Annotated in this window: 13 protein-coding genes and 1 tRNA gene; 6 read left to right on the forward strand and 8 right to left on the reverse strand. The window is 66.2% G+C overall.

The features are described from left to right. Window positions 1-88 precede the first annotated feature (88 nt). Window positions 89-1,126 (forward strand): IS3 family transposase, encoded by a 1,038-nt coding sequence (locus tag KIK06_RS15130; RefSeq protein WP_268646002.1) that lies wholly within the window; start codon window positions 89-91, stop codon window positions 1,124-1,126. Between the two features lie 7 nt (window positions 1,127-1,133). Here KIK06_RS15130 and KIK06_RS15135 read toward each other — a convergent pair whose 3' ends face one another. From KIK06_RS15135 to KIK06_RS15145, 3 genes are all read right to left on the reverse strand, one after another. Further along, window positions 1,134-1,514 (reverse strand): IS3 family transposase, encoded by a 381-nt coding sequence (locus KIK06_RS15135; RefSeq protein ID WP_268643650.1) that lies wholly within the window; start codon window positions 1,512-1,514, stop codon window positions 1,134-1,136. 457 nt (window positions 1,515-1,971) lie between these two features. Further along, window positions 1,972-7,785: an RHS repeat domain-containing protein gene (locus KIK06_RS15140; RefSeq protein WP_268643651.1), complete on the reverse strand. Its 5,814-nt coding sequence runs from the start codon at window positions 7,783-7,785 to the stop codon at window positions 1,972-1,974. An 814-nt stretch (window positions 7,786-8,599) separates the two neighbouring features. Then, window positions 8,600-12,094, reverse strand: coding sequence for a LamG-like jellyroll fold domain-containing protein (locus KIK06_RS15145; RefSeq protein ID WP_268643652.1), 3,495 nt, complete (start codon window positions 12,092-12,094; stop codon window positions 8,600-8,602). A 713-nt stretch (window positions 12,095-12,807) separates the two neighbouring features. On the opposite strand from KIK06_RS15145, the gene KIK06_RS15150 reads away from it, so the two are divergent. From KIK06_RS15150 to KIK06_RS15165, 4 genes are all read left to right on the forward strand, one after another. After that, window positions 12,808-14,574 carry a stealth conserved region 3 domain-containing protein gene (locus tag KIK06_RS15150; protein ID WP_268643653.1) on the forward strand — a complete coding sequence of 589 codons (1,767 nt, stop codon included), beginning with the start codon at window positions 12,808-12,810 and terminating at the stop codon, window positions 14,572-14,574. Between the two features lie 228 nt (window positions 14,575-14,802). Beyond that, on the forward strand, window positions 14,803-15,189 hold the full coding sequence (locus tag KIK06_RS15155) for a hypothetical protein (protein ID WP_268643654.1): 387 nt from the start codon (window positions 14,803-14,805) through the stop codon (window positions 15,187-15,189). A gap of 232 nt (window positions 15,190-15,421) precedes the next feature. Beyond that, window positions 15,422-15,492 (forward strand) — tRNA-Ser (locus tag KIK06_RS15160). A gap of 615 nt (window positions 15,493-16,107) precedes the next feature. Beyond that, a complete protein-coding gene (locus KIK06_RS15165) occupies window positions 16,108-16,833 on the forward strand; it encodes a hypothetical protein (RefSeq protein WP_268643655.1) in 726 nt (241 codons plus the stop codon). Between the two features lie 259 nt (window positions 16,834-17,092). Here the strand turns inward: KIK06_RS15165 and KIK06_RS15170 are convergent, their stop codons facing one another. The 4 genes from KIK06_RS15170 to KIK06_RS15185 form a co-directional block, all read right to left on the reverse strand. Beyond that, entirely contained in the window at window positions 17,093-18,580 is a 1,488-nt protein-coding gene (locus tag KIK06_RS15170; RefSeq protein WP_268643656.1) for a tyrosine-type recombinase/integrase, read from the reverse strand. Next, window positions 18,581-18,850, reverse strand: a complete 270-nt coding sequence (locus KIK06_RS15175; RefSeq protein WP_268643657.1) for a helix-turn-helix domain-containing protein — start codon at window positions 18,848-18,850, stop codon at window positions 18,581-18,583. A gap of 727 nt (window positions 18,851-19,577) precedes the next feature. Then, complete coding sequence (locus KIK06_RS15180) at window positions 19,578-20,261, reverse strand: ArsR/SmtB family transcription factor (RefSeq protein WP_268643658.1); 684 nt, start codon at window positions 20,259-20,261, stop codon at window positions 19,578-19,580. 145 nt (window positions 20,262-20,406) lie between these two features. Further along, a complete protein-coding gene (locus tag KIK06_RS15185; RefSeq protein ID WP_268643659.1) occupies window positions 20,407-20,532 on the reverse strand; it encodes a hypothetical protein in 126 nt (41 codons plus the stop codon). Between the two features lie 1,168 nt (window positions 20,533-21,700). Here KIK06_RS15185 and KIK06_RS15190 point away from each other — a divergent pair. After that, on the forward strand, window positions 21,701-22,447 hold the full coding sequence (locus KIK06_RS15190; protein ID WP_268643660.1) for a hypothetical protein: 747 nt from the start codon (window positions 21,701-21,703) through the stop codon (window positions 22,445-22,447). 151 nt (window positions 22,448-22,598) lie between these two features. Here the strand turns inward: KIK06_RS15190 and KIK06_RS15195 are convergent, their stop codons facing one another. Next, window positions 22,599-22,979 (reverse strand): hypothetical protein, encoded by a 381-nt coding sequence (locus KIK06_RS15195; RefSeq protein WP_268643661.1) that lies wholly within the window; start codon window positions 22,977-22,979, stop codon window positions 22,599-22,601. Window positions 22,980-23,328 lie beyond the last annotated feature (349 nt).

Here is a 23,328-nt window from a genome sequence, read left to right on the forward strand (position 1 = left end):
CCGAAGCAGCCATGGAAATCCTGGGAAAAGCACACGCGCTCTTGGAGATCGTATCCGAGAGCGCGGACTCGGAGAACTCGTAACCGAGATCCGCGAGGACACACGGACCCAACTCGAACCGCATACAGGAATCAAGGAGTCCTGCCGCCCGTCGGGTATCAACCGCTCGACCCACTACCGCAACCGGAACCGGAAACAAACCGCCCCGGAAGAACCCGTCAGGACGCCTCCCCCGAACCGGCTGGAGACCGAAGAACGCGAACACATCATCGAGGTCCTCAACAGCGCCAGGTTCCGGGACAAGGCTCCCCGGCAGGTGTGGGCGGCCCTGCTGGACGAGGGCACCTACCTGTGCTCGATCTCCACGATGTACCGCCTACTGCGCGAACGCGGCCAGAGCCGGGAGCGGCGCGCCCAGGCCACTCACCCGCCCAAGACCAAGCCCCACCTGGTGGCCCATGCCCCGAACCAGGTCTGGAGCTGGGACATCACGAAACTGCGCGGCCCCGGACCGGGAAAGTTCTTCGACCTGTACGTCATGATCGATATCTATTCGCGCTACGTGGTGCACTGGGAGGTCCATACCAGCGAATCCGGGCGGATGGCCCGGGAGTTCGTGGAGAACTGTATCCGCGCCAACGGGGGGATCGCAGCCGAAACGATCCATTCCGACAGGGGGACTGCGATGACCTCCCTGCCGTTGGCCGAACTGCTGTCCATGCTCGGCATCGCCAAGTCGCACTCGAGGCCGAAGACCAGCAACGACAACCCCTACAGCGAGGCGGCCTTCAAAACATTGAAGTATTGCCCGGTGTTCCCCGGGCGGTTCGGATCGTTCCAGGACGTCCGACGGTTCTGCCGTTCCTTCTTCGAGTACTACAACCACGAGCACTACCATTCCGGGGTCGATCTGCACACGCCCTTCACCGTCCACATCGGGACTGCGCACGCGATCCAGCACAAGCGGGCCGAGGCGATCGAGGCGTTCCGCGCGGCCAACCCGCAGCGGTTCACCCGCCGACCTGCGCTGCCCGGGCTTCCCGAGGCCGCATGGATCAACCAGCCAGACGAGGCGGAGACCGCACCCGCGGCGCGTCAGGGCTCTGACCTGCGCGAAGCGGCCTGAGGATCGCTCACCCCTGTCCGATTCGACTTGACACACTCCGAAGCCCCAGCTCGCTGGCGGTGAAGTCCCGCTCCCGCAGGTCGGACAAGACGGCGTGCACCTTCTTGCGCAGATGCAGGCCAACAATTTCTGCCACCCGCATCAGGTGGGCCAACCGCTTGTGGTTGACCTCATAGCCCTGCTCACGCAGCTCAACGGTGATCCTCAGCTCCCCATAGGCTAGAACAGCGTCGTGGATTGCCTTGATCCGGGCGATCAGTTCCGCGTCATGAGCGGCACGCGGAGCGCATGCCGCCAGGCCGTCGGGCCAGGCGTAGACCGTCTCGGTACTAACGCCCAGGTCGCGGGCGATATGCGTGTTAGTGCCGCCCTCGGCGCACGTCAGCACGACCCGTACCCACAACGCCAAGGCCTACGGCGTGGTGGTCTGTCTGGTCCATCCCAGCAGCACACGACGGTCGGTGTCAGGCAGCTCCAGCAGCAGTGGTTCGTGAGACGGCATCCACCGATACTACTAGTGGCAAAGGCACTTACAACTCAGGACACTAGAACCACCCAAAGACAACGAGCCGATAAATTACCCCAGAAAGAAGAAAAGCTCCAGCCAGGAACAACGCCACCCCCAACCCTCCCCAAAAGAGAGAAGACAGCATCCTGTTTGCGGAATCGATAGAACCGCCGCGGGATTTTTCCCACCCCTTCAACATAAAGGAAGATGGCGAAAGGGATGATCTTTGAATATGATCCCAATTCTTATAGTTGCCTCGACCGGCCAAAATCAAAAGGATGCCCATAGTCATAAGTACGAGCGACAACAGTAGATACACTAGCACTGGAAATAACTCCTACTTGCCGTATTGGCCAGGGAAAAAACTGGGGATAACGAAACCCTCAAGATCCCCGGAGGGACGCCTGCCCTCAACGACAGTTCCCCAAAGATCAGGAATCCTTGTCAGATCAAGCCCACCCGCACTCCAATCTGCCCCAACCTGGAATCCAAATCCAGCCTCAAGCGTCACTCTTCCACCTCGCACATGGTTGATTCCTCGTTCTCTCACAGTCTGCCCCCCGACACAGGCGCCGACGTAGTAGGAGGCACACGCTGCCAGAGTCAAAGGTCCCGCTTCCCTCGGGTCCAAATGCGCGTAACCGCCATATGTTCCGACACCGACCCCGAATCCTCCGACCGACGTAGAGATAACCCCATCCTGGAATTCTGCTCCAACGCAAACGACGGCACAGTAGGATCCGCCATATACAGCATGGTCAAAAGTTGACTCCAAGAGGCTTGACGCCTCATTCAGAGCCCTTTCCGGGGCGCTGATTTCGTGATTCTCATACCGCGGCTGAGGAATTGGCTTATTGACATTACGATACCTACTCCAACTTCCAGTGTTGGGGTTGTAGCGTGAAGAGTTGTAATTATTTCCCGGCCCGAGAATATAACTCTGGCCAGCAGTCACTCTCCAGCCTCCCCCCTTGGAGTACTTCCAGGTCATGGTAACAGTTGCACCAGACTGCTTTTTCTTGTACACATTCGTCCAGTTACCACTGTTGTAATTGAAACAAATACCGTCAGCCAAGGTGCAGGCCGACAGCCCTGTCCCGTCCCAGTAGGTGGCCGGACTGTTGTTGGCGTAGGCATACCCGTTCATCGTCTGGGCATCGACCAGATTCATCAACGGGTCCACCGAGATGAACCGCCCCAGAGCCGCGTCATAAGCGCGTGCTCCCAGCTGAGTCAGCCCCGTGGAGGCGTCCATGGTGCCGTCCACGAACCCGCGCTCACCCGGCCAGGAGCCCTCACTTCCCCGGGCCTGGCCGAAGGCGGTCATACGCCGCTGAGCGACCTCACCCCACACGGCGTCCACCGTGATCTCGCCGGTGCCGTGGTGGTCGGAGAACACCCAGTGCAGGCTCCCGTCGTCCTGCCGGACCGCGACGGTCTGGCCCGCGTGCTCGTAGTAGCGGGTGGCCTCCTCGGTTCCCGCGGACGGGTCCCAGGTCACCTCCATACCCGGAAGGTACAGGGTGGTGGCACCGTTCGCCCTGCGCAGCAGCCGTTCGCCGTCGGCGTCGTAGACGTACTCGGTCGAGTTCAACCCGTCGGAGACTGCGGCGAGTTCACCTTCGGCGTCCCACTCCAGGGTCTGGTTGCGCTCTGCGGTGACTCGGCTGGTCATGTTGCCGGCCGCGTCGTAGTCGTAGGTGTGGGTGGAGAGGTTGCCCGCGCTGTCCTGGTCGACCTGGGCCACGGCGTGCGCCGGCCCCTGCTCGAGCGCCGAGTAGGAGCGTGTGGTGTTCCCACCCAGGTTGTACTGGGTCTCCTCGACGCGGTTGCCGGTGGCGTCGTAGGTGTAGGCGTGCCAGTACGGGGAGGCCCCGCCCAGGTTCTGCACGTCGGGAACTGTGTCGCAGGCCAACTCACCGGTCGCGTTGGGGGTCCAGGCCTGGGTCAGGCGGCGCAGGTGGTCATAGTCGAAGCACTGCACGTCGTTGGACTGCTCGGCGCTGGTGGGTTCGTCGTTGATCCGCAGCAGGTTGCCGGTGTCGTCGTAGCCGTAGGTCTTGGTGGACAGCGACCCCTCACCAGCCTGGTGGACGACGCTGGCCATGGACAGCCGGTCGGTCTTCTCATCGAAGTCGAACGTCTGCCAGGTGCGATCCGAGCCCAGCACACCGCGGTAGAACTCGCGCTGGACTAGGTCGCCGACCTTGGAGTAGAGCGTGTCGGTGACGATGTCCTCGCCCGCCGACAGGGTGGTGGGGTTGCCCAACTCGTCGTAGTCGTACACCACGGCCTCACCCGGCAGGCCCCCGGTCGGGGGCAGAGCGACCGACCGGACGCTGCCGTCTGGGTAGTACATGGTGCGGAACAGGTACGAACCCGCCAACTCCTCCTCCGAACTGGGGATGTCCACATACCGGGCGCGTTCGCGCCCCACGTCGTCGTAGCCCACGATCCGGGTGGTGTAGGCCTGGCCGTCGTGGTGTCGGGTGGCGGTGGCCAGCTTGCCCTTCATGAGGGTGTCGTAGGTCCACGAGGCGCGCAGGGGGCCGGTGGCGGAGTCCTCACGCAGGTGTGTGGTGCGTCCCAGCGCGTCGTAGGTGGTGTGCAGCACCTGGCCGCGGGCGTCAGTGGTTTCCACCACGCGGTCGAGGTCGTCGTAGACCATGGTGGTCACGCCGGTGTCCGGGTCGTCCTCGGTGATCTTGCGGCCCAGCAGGTCGTAGGTGTAGGTCCAGGTGTTGCCGCCCGGGTCGGTGACCGTCTCCAACTCACCACGCGCGGTGTGGGTGTAGCTGGTCGTGTCGTACTCGCCAGTGGGCTGCTCACTGTTGTGTTTGCGTACCTCCACGACCTGGCCTCGGGCGTCAGTGATCGAGGTCGTGCCCGTGCCGCCCTCGGGGGCCGTGGTCAGGGTGCGATCTCCCTGGTGCTCGACGCTGGTGCGCCACTGCTCCACGCCTCGGGACATGTGGATGGTGTCGGTGGCCCGGTCGGCACCGTCGTAGACGGTGCGGGTCCAGCGGGGGATCTCGTCGGCGTTGGCCACAATGAACAGTGCGCTGCTAGGGACCTCGGCGTTGTAGTAGGGGTCGCGTTCGGTGACGGTGTTGCCGCGCGAGTCATAGAAGGTATCGGTGACCACGCGTCCGCCGCCGGGGGCCGGGGCCTGGGTCTGGCGCTGGCGCAGGAACCCGTCCAGGATCTTGTAGCTGGTGGTGTAGTCGCCGTCGGCGTTGAGGGCGTGGGTGGTCACCGTGGTCGGAGTGTCCTTGGCAACCTGGTACTCGAACCGCAGGGACGGAGTGAACCCGAGCTCGCGTTTGCGGTCGGCGAGCCAGACGTCGGTCAGCCTGCCGAGGGGGTCGTAGGCCAGTTCGGTGGTGTTGCCGTCGGCGTCGGTTTCGGCGATCACCTGCGAACGGGCGTCGTATTCCTCGACCGTGACATGGCCCAGGGGGTTGGTGGTCTCCACCTTGGTGTCGTGGCCACCGGCCAGGGCGGCAGTGTAGTCGGTCGTGGTGGTGTTGTTCTCGGCGTCGGTGACCGAGACGGCCCGGCCGTAGTCGTCGAACTCGGTGGCGGTCACGGTCTGGAAGACCGGTGTGGTGCCGTCGTAGTCGGCCACCCGCTGGGTCTGGGTGGGGCGTCCCTGGGTGGGGGTGTCGCCGAACGCGCCGCCATCGTAGAGGGTGCGGGTGTGAGTGATGACATCGTCCACCGACGCCGTCGCCTCGCAGTCAGCGGCCACGGTGCGGGTCTGGGCAACCAGGGACAGCAGGTGCGCGCTGGTGTTGCGGGCGTAGGTGGTGTTGGTGCACCGGTCATCGTCGGGGTCAGCCACGTCCCCTTGGTCGTGGACCTGGGTGATCATCCCGTAGGCGTCGAAGGTGTTGACCGTGCTGGTCTGACGGAACGACCCGTCAGCTAGAGCGGTGTAGGTGTCGATCCGTTCGGTGTTGACCATGTGAGCGCCGCGCTCGTCCCAGGTGTGGGAGCTGGTCGCCGTCTGGTCCTTCCACGGGGTGGTGATGGTCTTGGAGACCACGTCCCCGCCCACGCCGTTGCGGACGATGGTTTCGCGGGTCTGTCCGTTGAAGACAGGGTCGTCGGCCACGCTGGTGCCGGTGGAGTCGGTGACCTGGGCCGAGCGGGTGCCGTCGGGGAGGTGGTCGCCGTCCATGCCCTGGTAGAACAGGTGCTCGGTCTCGGTCTGGACCTCGTCCGGGTGGCCGGTGCGCACGATCACCCGGTCGTAGCCGCGCCACTGCGACCAGGTGCGCTTGTCCTGGTCGACGAACCCGTCGTCGTCCATGTACCGCCAAGCGGGGGCGCCGACGTAGTCGTAGGTGGTGACCTGGTCCGGCTGCCCGCCGACCAGGTCGACCTCGACCAGCTGCTGCACGGTGTACTTGGCGAACCAGTCGGTGATCTCCTCCGCACCCGCTTGGTGGGTGCGGATCACGGGGAAGCAGGTGCTGGTGTTGGCGTGCGGTTCAGGGGTGCTGCCCGCGGTGCAGTCGGGGGTGGCGTAGTTGACATTCACCTGCCCACCGGTCTCGGTGTAGATACTGGTGATCCGCCACTTGTTCATCGGCGCCAGACCGTCGGTGGTGGAGTCGATGCGGTTGGGCATCGGTGTCCCGGCGAAGGTGATGGCGGGGTAGGACTCGGTGCCGCCGACGTGGCCGGTGTGGGTGATCGAGTCCAGCCACAGGGCCGGGTCGGTGCCGTCCCCCGGGTCGGGGAACTTGTGCTCGAACTTCCAGGTGTCGACGGTGGTGTAGTCGGTGCCGTCGTGGACCTGAGTGGTGATCTGGTCGAGCCTCTTGGTGGTCCAGAAGGTCGGCGAATGCTGGCCCGCGCAGTCGGTGCCGCACTCCTGGTCGAGGGGGGTGTCGGGCCAGTGCTCAGCGTTGTCCTCGCTGCGGTCGGCGACCGCGCAGTCGAAGTTCTCGTCCGACAGGCACCGCTCGGACACGGTGTAGGTCACCCGGGCGGGAGCGGTGGCGTGCGGGGCGTCCTCGCGCAACCCGTAGTCGGTGCGCACCAGGTAACCGCCGCGGTCGTAGTCGACCGGATCCGAGGAGAAGTTGCGGCCGTAGTTGTTGGTCTCGGCCTCGTAGTAGTTGGCCAGCGCGTTGCCCTGGGCGTCGACCACGTAGTCCAGGTTCCACCGCCAGGCCTGGTCGCACCAGGCGTCGTCCAGGGTGGCGTTGTAGCAGGGTTCGCCGGAGTCGTTGCCGAAGACGGGGACGGTCCAGGCGGAGTTGGTCTCCTCGTCACCGGTGGTGTGGCCGGGCAGGCGGTTGAGGCCGAAGAAGTACTGGGTGCCGTCGGCCGTGGTGACCTTCCAGTACTCGCCGTCGTTGTCACCGTTGGTGGTCCCGGTCAGCCGTTCGACCTTGGAGCCGTCGTCGTTGCGCGGGGTCCACTGGCCGTCGTCGTAGACCAGGTCGGTGGCCTGGCCGCCCAGGTTGAGGGTGGCGTTGTGGTGGGACCAGCACTGGTCGGGGATCTCGGTGCCGTCGTCCTGGCAGGTGGCGTAGCGGCGTTCAATGTAGCCGGGGTGGTAGTCGAACCCTTCCCCGATCCAGGAGGTCTGGTTGTTTGTGGTGGAGATCCGGCCGTCCACTGACTGGGAGGAGTAGGACAGGCCGATCTCGGGTTTGAGGCCGCCGGCCACGTTCGGGGCGGCCATCGGGTAGTTCCAGGAGAACCCGCCGGCTTGTGTGCCCACGTTCCAGGTGGAGGAGGGGCTCAGCGAGGTGGCGGTGTAGTCGCCGGTGGCCTCACCACTCGTGCTGGTGGTCGTGGTGGCGGCCGCGGTCAGCAGGGTGCCGGAGGAGGTGGCCGGGGCAGTGGCGGTCAGGGTCTGGGTCTGGGTGTCGTTGACCGAGTCCAACTCGTGGGAGGCCAGGCAGTCCGCCTCCTCCTCGGTGCCCTCCTCACAGGGGGTCAACGCGATCAGGGACAGGCGGGAGCCGTAGTTGGCCCCGTAAGCGGTGGCGAAGTCGGCGTAGTCCACCTCCACCTCGACCGGCCCGGCGGAGTCCACCCCGTCGGTCCGCGTCAGCCTCAAGGTCAGACCCGACAGTCCCAGAGCGGCGGTCTCGTCCCTGTCCAGGACCTGAACCTCGACACCGGTCACGGGCTGAGGCTCCGTTTCCTCGACAGGGTCGGCGGTGTCACTCTCCTCAGTTGCATCAGGGGCGGAGTCCTCATCCGACGGTTCGCCGTCCTCGGTAGTCCCCCCGGATTCCTCGTTGTCCTCAGGCTGTTCCGGTGCCCCGTCAGGTCCAGGCTGGGGTGTGGGGTCATCGGGGTTCGGAGTGGGCTCCCGTTCAGGGATCCCTTCCCCTTCCTGGTCCGGGGAAGCCGAGTCAGTTCCGTCTCGGCCCTCTTCCGGTTCCTGGGGTATGCGTCGCTCGGCGGTACCTCCACGGGGGTCCGCCTCCTCCGGCGTGTTCACCTCCGTCGAGAGGGGGGAGTCCCACTCCTCGAAGTCCTGTCCGTGCACCGCACCGAGACTGATAGCCGCCTCATCGTCCTCCGCCGGAGCGGCGAAGGCACGGGCGTCCGGCTGTTCCAGGTCGACCGCCGCTGTCCCGGGATCAGGCCACTGTGCCTCGTCCAAAGCGGGAACAGAAGCATCAGCCGCAGCGCTGTCCTGCGCGATCGCCTCCTGAACGGCCGCCTGCCCGCGCACCGACGCCATCTCGGCGACCTCGGGCCGGGAGTTAACCGCCATCGCGGAAGCGGGCAGTGACGCGACCAGACCCGTCACGGTGACCAGAGCGGTGAAGGAGACGAACGTCTTACGGACACGCCTGCTGGCGGGCACACGGGACGCGGATTTAACGGAATGAGCCGTGTCGGACACGTGGGGGAACCTCCCGCCCACCAGACCGGAGTCCGGTGGGCAGATCGTGTGTCAAGGGATTACGGGGTGGGGGACGTGTGAGTCAAGACGCGGGAAGGAAGCCCCACATGATGCTGCTGAGGTCGCTTTCAGTCAGTACGCCCTGGTAGAGGTGGACGTCACTGATGTCACCCGACCACGCGTCGGCGAACGCCTGCTCGAACTGGGCGCCACCGATCACCGTGGGTCCGTTCGCGTGCCAGGCGGCGGGCACATCCGCCGTGCCCTGCGACATGCCGTCGACATACAAGGTGATCTCCCGCCGTGTGTGGTCGTAGGTGGCGGCCAAGTGCGTCCACCGGCCGAACTCCGGGGCGTCATCCGACAAGGCACGGTGCCACCCGGAGGCCCCGATCTCGTCGGACGGTGGCACCTTCATCACCCAGTTGTCCCAGTCGTAGGAGTACTGGTAGCTGAGGTAGAAGCCGCTGTGGGCGATGCCGTTCTGGGCCACCGCCGTGGCGTTGTGTCCGACCTCGTCCAGACGCACCCACGCGGCCACGCTGTAACTGCGATCGGTACGCACCGTGGGGTCTTCAGTGGTGATGTGCTCCTGCTGGCTCGCGTCCAGACGGACCCCGGGGGTGAAGGTGACGTCGTTGAACGCCTGGTTCCACGCGGTCTGGGGGTCCCCGTGCAGGGTGCCGTCCAGGCCGTGGTCAGAGGAGTCAGCCACTGCGGTGCCACCGGTCTCGTCAAGGAGCCAACGCCCTTCCAACGCAGCCGGTTGGTTGGCCAGGCTCCACGCCTCCGACCGCGACTCCTCGTCCAAAGTCTGGTCGGTGACAACCCGATCCCACACGCGCACGTCGTCGATCGCACCAGGCCAGTGGTAGTCCTGTACGCCCTGGTAGATTCCCCGGCCAATCGTCAGCCCGGACCCGGCGTTCCAGGCATCGTCCTTGACCGCGGTGGACTGCTCGACCCCGTCGACGTACAGCGTCAGCTCACCGGTGGCGGAGTCGAAGATCCCCAGCAGATGCGTCCACACTCCGAGTTCGACCGGATCCGTGGAGAAGGCGTAGTTCCAGCCCGTGCCACCGCCTTGGGTCACCTCGTCCGAGGGTGCCATCTTGAACACCCACCGCTCGGTGCTGTACCCCTGGTATCCCAGGTGGAAGGCGGACTGGTGCACACCGCCCTGAGCCACTGCGGTCGCGTTGCCCGAAGGACGTTCGTCCAAGCGCACCCATGCCGACACCGAGAACGTCTCGCTGGTGTCCGCTACGGGCACATCAGTCGCCAGTGCCTCAGAAGCACCGTCCAAGCCCGTCGCCGTGCCTTCCAGCCGGTAGGAACCACCGGAGTTCTCCCCTACGCGGCCACGGGTCCAGCCGACGGAACCGGTCGCCGTCGCCGTTCGGCCCTGGTCCATGACATCGGTCGCGGTCGTGCCCTGTCCCTCGTTCAAAGGGAAGTAGGACACCGGATCCGCAGGTGGGGCGACCGTGAACGTGTAGACCAGGCCGCACTCGGAGGAGTTACCGTGCGCGTCGGTGATCCGGGCGTGGATCAGGTTCGGGCCGGACCGGTGCGGCGTGACGGGAACGGTGACCTCCTCGCCCGGGGTGTCCAGGTCGATGGTGGTGGAGCAGGAGGCGTCGTTGACGCTGTAGTGGTAGGCGGCGGCGTCCTCGACCCCGTTGTTGGCGAAGGTGAAGTCACCGGTGCGGCCCACACTGCCGTGTTCGTCGTCGCCTGCGGGGTAGTCGGTGGAGGTCACCACGGGTCCGGTGTCAGGCTTGGAGGTATCGACCGACAGGTAGCACCACTGCGACCACGGACCCCAGTTGACCGAGTCCTGGCCTCGTCCGCGGTAGGCGATCAGTTCCTGCTCGGGCAGACCGGAGACGGTCACCGACCGGTAGCTGCCCTCAGGCCACGTGGCCACCGTGGCACTCGTCGAGTCGGCTGAACCGAGCGTGGTCTCGGCGCCGTCGATCTTCCACTCGAAGTGGGCCTTGACCTGCTGGCCTACCCAGTAGGAGTCACGGTCTCGGATCTGGGCCCGCAGCGTGACCGTGGTGTCGTTGATCAGCCTGGGGTTGGCGGGGTCGGTGGAGCACACCCCGCCCAGGGAGTCGGAGACGGTCGAGGTGATGGGTTGCTCGGGCGGGTGGTTGTAGTCGACGACCAGGACCGGCGGGTCGGTGTCGATGTTAAACCTGCGCCAAGCCGTGGTGCCAGCCTCGTCGCGTTCCTTCAGTCGCAGGTAGATGTGCGATTTGTTGTTGTCCAGACCCCACTGGTAGGCGTCGGTGGCATCGAACTCCACGCCGCTGGAGGCGGGGCAGGTGGCCCAGCCGCCGGTGACGTTCTGGGTGTCCAGGTGGTCGCGGGCACTGGGCTGGTTGTTCCACGTGGTGTCGGAGTCGAACGCGTCGACCCGGTGGAGCTGGACGTGGGAGTCGCTGTTGCAGTCGTAGGCCCAGTCGACCTCGGTGCGCAGGGTCGCCGAGTTGATGATGGTGTTCTCGTGCTCGGTACGGCCCATGGTGGTGAACTGGAACAGCGCCCGGCGGGTGTAGACGCGGTCCCATTCGATGCGGCCCACACCGACGGACTCGACGCTGGGGTTGAAGTACTCCTGGTTCGGAAAGGCCTTGTCCACGTAGGCCCAGTTGGGGCGGGACGCGCTGACCGACGGGTCGATGTAGACGGGGTACTCGGTGGCCTCGTCGGTGAGCATCTGCTGGTCCGGGACCAGACGGATGGCATCCACGTCGACGGTGGTCTCCACCGGCTCTATGAGAGAGCCGGACAGCGGTGCGACGGCCGGGTCCTCGGCCGGGGCGGCCTCATCGGCTCCCGTGGAGTCCCACATGGAGGGGGCCTGGATGGCGAAGACGCTGCGGCCGCCCTCGTCACCGGTGGCCTCCAGGTTGCCGTGGTCGTCGACGGTGACCGTGACGCCGTTCGTGCCCAACGCCAGCTGAAGTTCGGCCAGCTCAGGGGCAGCTGCGGCCTCGGGGGTGTGGACCACCAGAACTTGCGTGAATCCCTCGACCCCGGCGGTCAGCACCAAGTCCACGTCGGGCAGCACGTCCGCGTAGGTGGCCTGGTTCCCCTCCAGGGTAGGAGTGGGTAGGTCGTCGATCCAGTCGAGCTCGACGCTATTGGAGCCCACACCGATCCGTGCCATCGATGTGTCCCCGCCGCCGGAGAAGGCGATGTCCGTCCCCGCTGCGCGCGGGCGGACCATGCCGTCCTCTGCTGTGACCAGCGTGGTGTCGACGTCCACCCAGCCTTCGTCGGAGCGGACACGGACCGGGACCGCGTGGGTCTCCATGGTCAGCGTGCCGTCGGGGTTGGCGAAGTGCTGGGTCTTCTCGTCAGTGAGCCCCTCGATCTCCACCCGCTCCCCGGTCTGCTCGGCAAGAGCCAGGGCGTCCTGCTCTTCAGCGGTGGTGGGGTCGCCTCCAGCCACTCCAGGGGCGGGTTCTTCGGGGTGGGCATGGGCTGGCACTGCCGTGAGCAGTGTCAGCACCAGCGTGGCGGCAGTGGTGACCGCCGCCGCTCGGGTCAAGGGGCGACACATGGGGGATGCCTCTCGCGGGGTCGTACAACAGCATCAATTCGGACATACAGGACGCCGGGATTGTCGGGAGACGCTAACAGACACACGGCGACGCCGATCCCGCGCCTACCAGCAACTTCGCACCTGCATGTTTACGGTGAAACACCGTCCGAACTGGTTCTTCGATCCCAATGGGGCGAGGTATCCGAAATCCATCGCGGGCAAATCTGGTGACCTACATCACAATGACAGCGTCTGTGTAAGTCACAGCTTTAGAACAGAACAGCAAAGCATCGAATCGTCCCTGCGACTCGGAACCGAGCCGACGAAGCACCACACGATCAGTCATGTGCGTCAAGTCAGCCGACAAGCCCTGCCACTCGGCGGCCTGAACCCTCGCTTCGGCTCCGAACCGCGACGGAGCCAGTGCGCGCCAGCCTGAAGCGCTTGAGCTCGGGGGCGATCACTACCCCGCTGCGGCGCGAGCACTCTCGGAGACCCAGACAGCCAAGGGATCGCGGTACGGGCTCACGGCAGATGCCAGCAGGTTGCCCTGGATATCCCGGATGCGATCGAGGGCGAGCATCCCGAGTGAATCTCAGTCTCATATCGACGCGAACGCCTGGAATGCACCATTCGTCCCTTACATGAACACATGGCACGTATGCTCCATTGAGTGGTACAGAGTCCCACCTGGAAGCCGCTCCCTGACCTCAACCGAAGGATCTCTCCCCATGGCCCTGGCAACACGTGTGAAGCGAGCCGGTGAACGACTCCTGCCTCCCGCTGCCAAGGCACGCCTGGAGGAGGAGCGCCGCCAGGCAGCCGAACAAGCCGCCGAGGAACGCCGCCAGGCAGCCGAGCGGAAGCGGCTGGCCAAGATCGCCCAGCGACGCCAGAACCTCCTCGACGGCGATCCGACGGTGCGGACCTTCACCGCCGACGGCACCAAGCTCCTGGGGCGGGTCGTGGACGACTTCACCGCCGCCGACGCCTCCGCGCACAACCTGCGCCTGGTCACCGACGCCCTGGAGAAGGCCGGAATCGACCACTTCCTCGTCCGCGGCCGCTCCCCGCTGCGGCACGTGGTCGGCGTCCACCGCGCAGAACGCAAACGCGTCCTGGAGACCATGCGCGAGCTACACGCCTCCAGCACCCTGTACGCGGTCAAGCCCGGCCCCCAAGGCAGCGCCGCGGCCGCCTGCGCCTACGTCGACGGGGCCCTCGACGAGCAGATCAAATCCTCCCTGACCATCCGCTTCGCCGAACCCCTCCTGTCCCCCACCGGACGCGTCCTGGCCGGGTTCGAATACGGGTGCGACGTGGAGTTCTGGCGCGACGGCGCCATCCTCCTCCAACGCGACAACACCCACGAGATCCTGGCCAAACTGCGCTCCCAGACACCCCACGACGTCCTGGCCGACTCCCTGGTGGCCCCGCGCCGCAACAAGGTCGCCGACGTCCTGCCCCGCTCGGAGCAAAAACCCGCCACGCTGACCGTGGCCGGACGCCAGCACCCCACCTTCGAACCCTTCACCTGGACATTGGTGGACCAGGTCGACTTCCCCGTGGACGTGGTCTACACCTGGGTCGACGGCGAGGACCCCGAACACGCCGCCAAGCGCGCCCGCCACCGGAAGGGCGGTACGGCCGGTCTGGCCGCCAACGCCTCCCGGTTCACCAGCCACGACGAGCTGCGCTACTCGCTGCGCTCACTGCGGATGTACGCACCGTTCGTGCGCCACGTCTACCTGGTCACCGACAACCAGGTCCCCGCATGGCTGGACACCGACGCGGCGGGCATCACCGTGGTGGACCACCGCGACATCTTCGCCGACCACGAAGCGCTACCCACCTTCAACTCCCACGCCATCGGCACCCGGCTGCACCACATCGAGGGGCTGTCGGAGCACTACCTGTACTTCAACGACGACGTGTTCCTGGCCCGCCCCGTGCGGGCGGAGGACTTCTTCCACGCCAACGGCATCGCCCAACTGCCCTTCTCCCCCTTCCAGTTCGGCGTGGGCCAACCGGTCGAGGGGGAGGTCGCACCGAACTCGGCGGGCAAGAACGTGCGCGCCCTGTTCGCCGAGCAGTTCGGACGCCAGATCACCCACAAGTTCAAGCACACACCGCACCCGCAGATCCGCCAGGTGATGCTGGACCTGGAGGACAGGTATCCCGAGGAGGTGGCGCGCACCACCCGCTCACGGTTCCGCTCCCTGTCGGACGTGGGGTTCGCCGCGACGATGCACCACCACTACGCGCTGCTCACCGGCCGGGCGGTACCAGGCGAGTTCCGGATGCGCTACGTCGACATCGGCGCCCCCGACGCCAGGGAGCGCCTGGACCGGTTGGAGACCTCCGAGGAGGTGGACTTCTTCTGCCTCAACGACTTCGACACGCCCCCCGAGGCCCAGGAATCCGTGCACCCAATGGTGGGCGACTTCCTCCAAGCACGCTTCCCCTTCCCCTCCCCCTACGAGAGGACGACAGGGTAGGCACGCGGGCATGGGCGGCAACCGACGGGGCCGCCCGCACGACGGGTGTGCCGGGATGCGGTTCCGGCACACCGGAGCCTCCATCGCTACCAGCACAAAGAACTCGCGGATCCAGGGAGATTGCACGCTCTCGCCGCCCCGTACCCTCATCATGGTCGTGGCGGGGCCACGTCCCCACCGCCCCCCGTTTCCCTGGAACCGTGCGTGCATTCATTGGAGGAGCCGACCGTGACCGCATCCTGCAGTGTGTACCTGTACGGCACACTGCCTGAGAACGTTCGTCTGCTGGCTGAGTGGGCACCGCGGCTACACGATGGCACCCCGGTTGCCGTCTACATCGAGCCCACCGATGACAGGTTCGCGATCGGGGTGGATGTCGATGACGTGGACACCGGGCTCACCGTCCTTGCCGAGCTACGCCAAGTGTGGCAGCAAGCTCGCCAGGTCTTGGGACCGGGCAGCCTGCCGCTGACGCAGGCCGTCGTCGAACACGAGGACTCTCAGCAGCACTGGAATGCCATGGACCACTGGTGCCAGGACAAGCGCCTGGCCGACTTGCGAGCGGACGGGTTCAACGGCATGACCGAAGCCAGCCGCCGTGCTCAGGGGTCGTGAGGTGAATTGGACAGTTCCTCCGGGTACTTGACCGGCTCAAGGATCTGCCACCAAGTTTGATCCCCGAATGACCACCAGCGAGAACCTCGCGAGGTGCCATCGGACGCCGCCCACCCACGATTCGTGCTCCGTTTATGCTCCGGAGTTCCGTACTGACACGACATCGGGCGGCATCACACGGCCTCAGACGGCATAGCAGATCGGATGGGGTGACACGAAACGGCACGAAAAGGCACGTGACGGCACCAGATCACCGGACTTCTAATCCGATGGCCGCAGGTTCGAATCCTGCCGGGTGCGCCACAAAACCCCAGTTCAGAAGGGGTGCGCGAGTCGAACAGGCGAGGCGCGGAGCCCGGATCCGGGCCTGAAATGCTCCGCGTGTGCTCCCCAGTGCAAGGTCCAGTACAGGTGGGCGAGGACCTCGCGGAGCATTTTGCCGTCCCGTGACCCTGCGGGCGCGCCGCATGTCCGCCCACCAGCGCCCCACAGCCGCCCCGACAGCGCCGCCCCAGGGCTGCGGGTGTCCCTCCCGCCTAAACACCTAACGCCCCTACCTTGGGACCGTCCGGGCGTGTCAGCCGCCCCCACGCCTTGACACGGGCACCCCATCATGCGGGAACCAGGACTGTCACCGGCCAGCGTTACCCTGCCCTGGTACCGCCACCCAGGCCAAAGACCCGAAGGCGAGGCGGAGGAGAAACCTGACAATCGCTGGTGGCCTGCACACCAACGCCACGAAGAAGCACCTCTACAGCCAAACGCGGGAGCCCGATATCCCCGGCAGGTCGAAGATGGGCAAGGATGAGCTCGTACGGGCGCTGCACGGGGAAAGCGAGCGGAGGATATCCGACTCGGGCCGGTCGTCCTGACCCACGCTCGCTTCCACAACGGACAAAGTGATGACGGAGGCGGTTAGTGCGACTCGATTACCGTGTGGGGGACATCCTCCAGGTCTCCTGCCCCTCCACCGAGGTACGGATCACTGGTAAGTCGCGGAACGAGGTGACGGTCGAGTGGCCCTGGTGGACCACCGACCCGGACTGTGACTGGCTCGAATGGAACGGCCGGGTCGCCCTCGCCGCCAACCCGGATTCCCATGATTGGGAGCACGAACTCTTCCGTATCGAACCGACCGCAGAGCCCCTCTCCATAGGCGGCACCTGCCGTATCGGCATCCCGCCCACCACCGTGCATGTCGTGGATGTCGGACATTTCGACCCCCCGCTGGAGACGGGACGGCTCCCTCGCCCCCGAACCGAGGTGGTGGTCATACGGGCCGGGCTTTCATACGACGCCGAGGTCGAGTGGGAGGGCTATGGGATCGACCCCGAGGACGACATCCCCATCACCTTCGACCTACTGTTCCGCCCCTACGCCTGTCTCGTCACCGGTGACGAGGTGGCCGATGCCGCCGGGCGCGCGTGGCGTTTCGACGCCCCTTGGGACTGGTCCCCCTTCGACGGCGGCGAGCTTCGTGAACCGACATGGCCGCTGATGCTCCTCAGCCGCAACGGCGGTGCGGACCCGGCAGCGGCAGCGGCCCTCGAGCACGCGACGAGGACCGGCTCGCACCGTCGGGAAATCACACGTTGGATCGATCTGGCCCGAGCGACCCCCACCCGAGCCAATCCCGGCGCGTGAGCAACCCACACACCCTGACAGAGAGTAGTGGGCCTGGGCCAACGGGGTGGATCCCTCGATTCACCGCAGGTCCACACGCTGACGACGGTGTCCTGTTCCCAAGACCACGCCGGAAGCTCCCGCTTCCAGGGCCAGGGGACCTTTGATCCGATGGGATAACAACCCCGGGAACGAGGAAACCCCAGGCCAGCGGGGTGAACATCCCGCGCAGCCCGGGGGCGGAGACGCCTTTTCGCTCCTGGTGCGCTCGCCGGTCCGACTACGACATCGGTGTCCTCACCGGAACCGGCCCACCCCGCAGCAGCGACGCCGTCGCTTCGGCCGCTGCTTTCGCCACGTCCGGGAACACCGTCTGGTAGGTGTCCTGGGTGAAGTGGGTGGTCGCGTGCCCCAACTCGGTGGAGACCACCTTCACGTCCGTCCCCGCGGCCAGGGCGAGGGACGCGGCCCCGTGGCGCAGCCCGTGCAACGTGATCGGCGGCAACCCCGCCGCACGCGAGATCCTCAAGAACCAGTCACTGACCTGCGCCGGGTGCCACCCCGAACCATCATCGCGGGTGAACACCAACCCCGTGTCCTCCCAGTTCTTCCCAGCCTGGAGTTTGGCCTCCAACTGAAAGCGCCGCCAAGCGCGCAGCGCTTTGATGGTGTCCGAGTCAAGGGTGATGGTGCGCTGGCCCGCTGCGCTCTTCGGCGTGCTCGTCACCGTCTCCCACGCGAGCTGGACGACCTGGACGCGGATGTCGATCTGCCCGTCCATCAGCCGGGTGTTGGACCACGGCAACCCCACAGCTTCCCCTCGTCGGAGGCCTTTGGCGGCGATGAGGTGGAACATCGCATACAGCCACCGGTACTTGCGCGCGTGGACCAGGAAGGTACGGGTCTGCTCCGGAGTCCACACCATCACCTCCCCCGGCACTGTCCCATCCGCCTGCCACTGGCGAACCCGGTCGGGGGTCCACACCATCGGCTTGACCCTCGGGCACGACGGCAACCGCACGTGTGAGGCGATGTTCACCGTCATCGGGAGGTCAGGGCGGCGCACCGCGTCGGACAGCGCGCTGCGCAAGGTGGCGCGGATACGGTGCTTGGTGGACAGCGAGATGGCCCGCTGACCGCGTACCGACGCCTGCACCTTCGCATCGTCCGATTCGCGGCACTCCAGGATGTGCGTGTTGGCCTCCTCGATGACCGTGAACATCGCCTCCACGTGGCGGGCCTGGAGTTTGTCCAGACGGCGCCGGCCCAGGTGTGGGACGAGGTACTTGTTGATGTGGCCGGCGTAGGAGGCACGGGTACCCGGAGCGAGGTCGGGTTTGCCGTCCAACCACTCCGTCAACCACGCGGCAACGGTAGGTACTTCGGCCCGTACGTCCGCCCCGGTGCCGATGCGCTTGCGGACCTCCTCCAGGTCTGGGAGGGGTCGGCGGTTGGCGGGCGCGGTCTGGATCAGGTCCGCGATCTGCACCTCGATGTCCTCATCCCCTGATGCCAGAGCGAGGAGCGCTTTGACTTGGTCCAGCCCTTCGACGGCCTCGGTGTGGGTGGCCAGCCCGACCCTGCGTGCCTGACGCCTCTTGCCGTCGGTGGTGCGGGGGAGTTCGTACTGGAACGCCCACGCCCCATGGGACGGGTTCCAGCCCCCGCCCTTGCGCTTGAGCTGGGGACACGTCACCCCCAACGCCTTCCCGGTCGTCTCGTCGCGGCACCCGCACCGTTTGAACGTGGACCCTTCACGAGTGGCCATCTACGACCTCGCCTTCGTCTCGGTGGTCTCGCGCGACCCGCATCCGGAACAACGGCCGCCCACCGGCAACCCGAGATAGGCGAGTACTCCCGCCGTGGGGATGACCCATGTTCTTCCGGTCCGGTGGGCGGGGACGGGGAAGGCTCCTTGGCGTAGGAGCGTGTAGGTGGTGGTCCGCCCAATGCCGAGCATCCGCCCAGCCGTCCCGGGGTCCAGCACCACCGACAACGAGGCGACCTCGTCCAGCCTGACCGGAGTGTTCACAGCCACCTCGTCCACCTCCTCCCCATCTCTGGCCTGCGCAGATACGGTTCGCGGCCCCGTGTTGGACAGGGCAGGACGCATCCACGCTCGACCTCGCCGAGGTGGTCAAGCGGATTCGGCGCGTTGACCGTCCGATGGGCGAAGGACCTCACCCCAGCGCCCGTTTCGCGGGGTTTCACCCGATTCCCGCCACCCGCCCATCCGGCGCGGGAACCGGGGACAGCCAGGGTCGGGCCGTCAGACGGCCCGACCGCCCCGATCAGCGCGTCCTGGGGTGATGAGCCCGCCCCGGGCGCCAGGGCCGACGTCGGGGCGCTGGTGGCCCCACACGCCCCAGGCCGGGACAGCCCCACACGGTGATCCGAACGACCCCGCCCCCAAGGACCGTCCGCTGGCCAGGGCCGTGGTGTCAGGTACAGGTTTTCGGGTCTTGCCATCGGCGAACCTCTTCCTCGCTCGTCCTCGCGCCCTGATGAACTCCTAGGAAGACGTCTTCGCAGCGAATGCGACACCCGCCCCGGGAAGAGGGCACGACCGCAAGAACCCGACTGGCCTCGCGCAAGGCCAGTCGGGTGTCGATGAGGTGGGTCAGGTGTTGCTGGCGAGTGTGTGGGCGAGCCGAACGCATGGGCAGCCGAGCCGCTGCATGAGATCGAACACAATACCCTCCCTGGGTATTTACCGGGTGGGGGTGTGGGCTGTAATGCGCCCACACCCCCCGGGGGGGCGGGTGTTAGCTGGCGTTCGGGGCCAGGGCCTTGGTGGTGAGGTAACGGCGAGGCCGCTCACGGGTCAGCTCGGCCGACCCTTCGGCCACCAGGCGGGCGAGGTTGTTCTGAATCGCTCCGATCGACCGCCCCCGGAGGAGGTGGCTGATCTGGGTCGCCCCGAACTCCTGGTTCGGGTCGCTGTCGAGGATGGCCTGGACCATCAGCTTCAGTTCCCCCGGGGCGAGCCGGTTCATGCCGCTCACCGGGTTGACCGCCCCAGCCTCGTCCCCATCCAGCCGGTGGGTAGTCACCGGCGCGACCGCGGGACGCTGGGGCGAGGTCGACACGGGCGTCTCTGCCTGGGCAGTAGCCGGGTCCGTGGGAGTGACCGGAGCCTCGCAGGCGTCGACCGCGTCGGGATCGGTGTCGGTGGCCTGCTGGTCACCCTCGGCCTCTGCCTCCGGAGTCAGGACAGCACCCGTGGTGACCATCGTCCAGTGGTCGGGCAGGCGCCGCCTACCGTCGCGGCCGCCCGGGATCCGGGTAGCGGCGCCTTCCTTCTCCAGGTTGTTGAGGTGCTTGGTGATGGTCGAGCGGCCCATCCCGACGGCGTCGGCGAGTTCGGTGACGGTGACCGGTTCGGTGAACATGCCCAAGGCGGTGAGGATGCGATCGCGGGTGTGCGTGGTCGAGCGGTGCGAAGTCATAGCGGCAGTCCTTATGGTTGTGGGTGTTGGCTCGCGCCCGCCCCGGAAGTGGGATGGCCTGTCGCACTGGTGCTGGGCGCGAGTGGTGACGGGTTCGGCTCCGGGGAGGGCGCGTTGTTGGCGCGCCGCCCGCCCCAGGGCCGGGCTAGAGCCTCGGCTGGTTGAGGCCCACCTGGGTGCGGTGGAGGTGGAGCAACACGTCCCCGAGTTGGTCGCGGTGACAGGCGAGCACCCACCTGGCCGATCCGTGAATGGCGTGCGCAGTGCGCATGTAATAACTCCTGATCTTTTGCTGTACTTCTCTTGGGCGACCCGAGGTTCACTTGGGGGTTGTGTTTTGTCAACCCGCCACATAAACCGGTTTTCAGCCCACCCCAGAAACCGGCCTTCCGGTTCAGGAGCGATCCAAGAGGAACTTGGTCGAGGCGGTTTTGTCAAACCGCGCAGCGAAATTTTCTGAGCTCCGGTCGTGTGGGTTGAAGGAGACACAGGAGCACACGAGATGGGGCGGCGTTGAGGCACGGTTCATGAGGCCGAGCTGGGCGATCATGTTTCCATGAACGGCACGGTTCCGGATGATTACCCGAACACGCCCAAAAGGATGATGTGGACATCATTTATTTATGGGACAAGTGGAACGGTGGGGGGAAGGAGGGAGGCCGACCAGGTATGAGAGCAGATGGGCGGGGGCGGGCGGCGCCTGCCGAGGCAGGGGCCGCCCGCCCCCTACGTGAGATGACGACCTACTAGGTATTCAGTCGGGGCACCCATAGGAGTAGGCGAGAACACCCTGACCTGCGGTGAGAGCGGGGTGGGGGCACTCCGTTCTAAGGGGAGTAGGCCATGGAGCACTCTCACCACCCCTGTTCACACCATGATCAGCACCTCGGAGCGATCGCCGAGGGCGCGCACGGCGAACGGCGGCTGGGCACGTGACCACCACCTCCCCCGTCGGCTTGTCCTTTCGGGGATGAACGGCAAAAAGTAGCTCTCCCCGACATGGGAGATCTAGAGGTCCGAGGTGGCTCCTATGCACTACTCTCATGCCATCCGAATGAGCTGACTTTCTGATCATCGCCTATCGAGTTTTCTCCTTTTTCAACACCCCCAGCCACACAACGACGAACCTCGCAGGATTGCGCAGAAACCTTCACTGCACTCCTCCGTGACACTGATATGAGGGGGAATCCAGGGATGCTCAATGCGTTTCTTTCCCCCCGAGATCAGCTGTCGGATTCCTGCGACGACCGAGTGTATTTCCCTCATGGGAATGACCGCCGTTGATGCGGTGGTCAGCAGTCCTATTTCACGTCCGGTTCCGGTTCCGGTCAGCACGGGGCGGGCGCCTACGTGGTCGGTGAAGGCCGCACCCCTGCTGTCGGAGCCGCGGTGTAGCTTCACCACACAGCCGACTCCCCTCTCTTCTGGACGGGCCGACCATGGAGTTCCACGCCCCCGGACGCCCCGGGGACCTGCCCCCGTTCGACACCCTCTGGGCCCGCGCCGCCGCGCTGGCCGCCCTGGAGGCGGGCGGCAGCAAGAACCAGCACACCTATGCCGACGCGGTCGTGCACCACGACGACGCAGGCGGTAACGAGTGGAGGCTCGCGCGGATCGCGGGCGGGCGCGGGGTCCTCGTCGGCGCCGACCACGAGTGCGACGACCATGTCGATATCGAGGGCTACGACCCCTACGCCGGTCCCGACTGGCTGCCCTGGACCTGGTTCACCGAGTTGGAGAACCGACGTGAACAGGGGTTCGCCTACTGGTGGGACGGGGCCGTCTGGGCGCGCATCGACTACCCCGATCTCATCGACGATGACGGCCTGGGCTTCCTGCTGCCTCACCTGTCCACGGCAGAGAGGGCGGCCAACCAGGTTCTGGAGTTTCTTGACGTGGGCTCTTTCTCGGACGCGTGGGAGGAAGGGTCCCCTCTCGTGCACCGTGTACTGGAACTGGCAGAGCGGGGTACCGGAAGCGAGGAGGAGTGGCGTGCGGCCCTGGGCGGGGTCCTAGTCTTCGCCGCGCGCCAGGACTCGCAGTACGTGGACTGCGAGGAGGACGAGTTCGATGTGGCCCCTGCTCTGGCGGTGGCCCGGGCGACCGGCCTGGTCAAGGGATCGGAGGCCGAAGTCAAGCCCGCCGGGGAGGGCCGCCCCGAGGGCTGGGTGCCACGCCTGGGGTAGGCATCGCTCCCGGACGATCCGGCACCCGCTCCCACCTACCCAGCGTGTGACCACCCTTGACGTGTGACAACACCCGCAGGAGACACCGAACGCGGCGGGGGTGGTGTCACCGAACGTGTGGTGACACCACCCCCGAGGAGCGAGTCTGTGGTCAGCCGGTCATCGTCTGCCACTGTCGGATCAGGCGAGCCAGGTCGTCGAACTCTCCGGCTTCCCTCTTCTCATCACCGGAGCCGGACGGGACGGGTACCACCCTGTGGCGGCCCACTCCCCTGGACTCCCCGTGAACCGACTCCCTGGGCACTCGTTCACGCAGTCGAGCCATACGTTCCTCGTGCCTGACCAGGTAGGGGCGCACAGCGCCGATCCCGGAGTCGTCCACGCACCAACCGCGCTCAACCTGCCTGGGCCTGCAGGGTGGGGGCACCACTCCCGCCTCCAAGGCGGTGTTGTCGAAGGCGTGCGCCCATGAGGTGAAGTGCTGGTTGCTCGCCGTGCGGTAGTTCGAGACCCATCCCGGATCATCGGCCACTCCCGTCCCAGCGGGCGGAGGCGTAGAGGGCGCCTGTTTGGCCACACACTCCTCACGGGGACGCTGGGAGCGGGCGTCCCGGGCTCTGCTTGCCTCTCTGGCCGCCGACGGGCCGCCTGCGGGCGAGAGGACACGAGCGCCAAGAGCGCGGCGAGCCACCACCGTACTCGGCTGGCCCACCCCCGTCGACGCCTGCGGTGCCTTCCAATAGACTCGGCCACGGTTACCTCCTGAAATAGCGCAGGTGGAAATCACGCCCCGGACTGGTGTTGGCAGCACCACCCGGGGCACCTTTCTTTACACATCGATTCCTGGGGACACAGGTGCCTTGCCCGCCTCGCCCCGGAAC

The organism is Nocardiopsis sp. EMB25, from assembly GCF_026797795.1.
Lineage (GTDB): Bacteria > Actinomycetota > Actinomycetes > Streptosporangiales > Streptosporangiaceae > Nocardiopsis > Nocardiopsis lucentensis.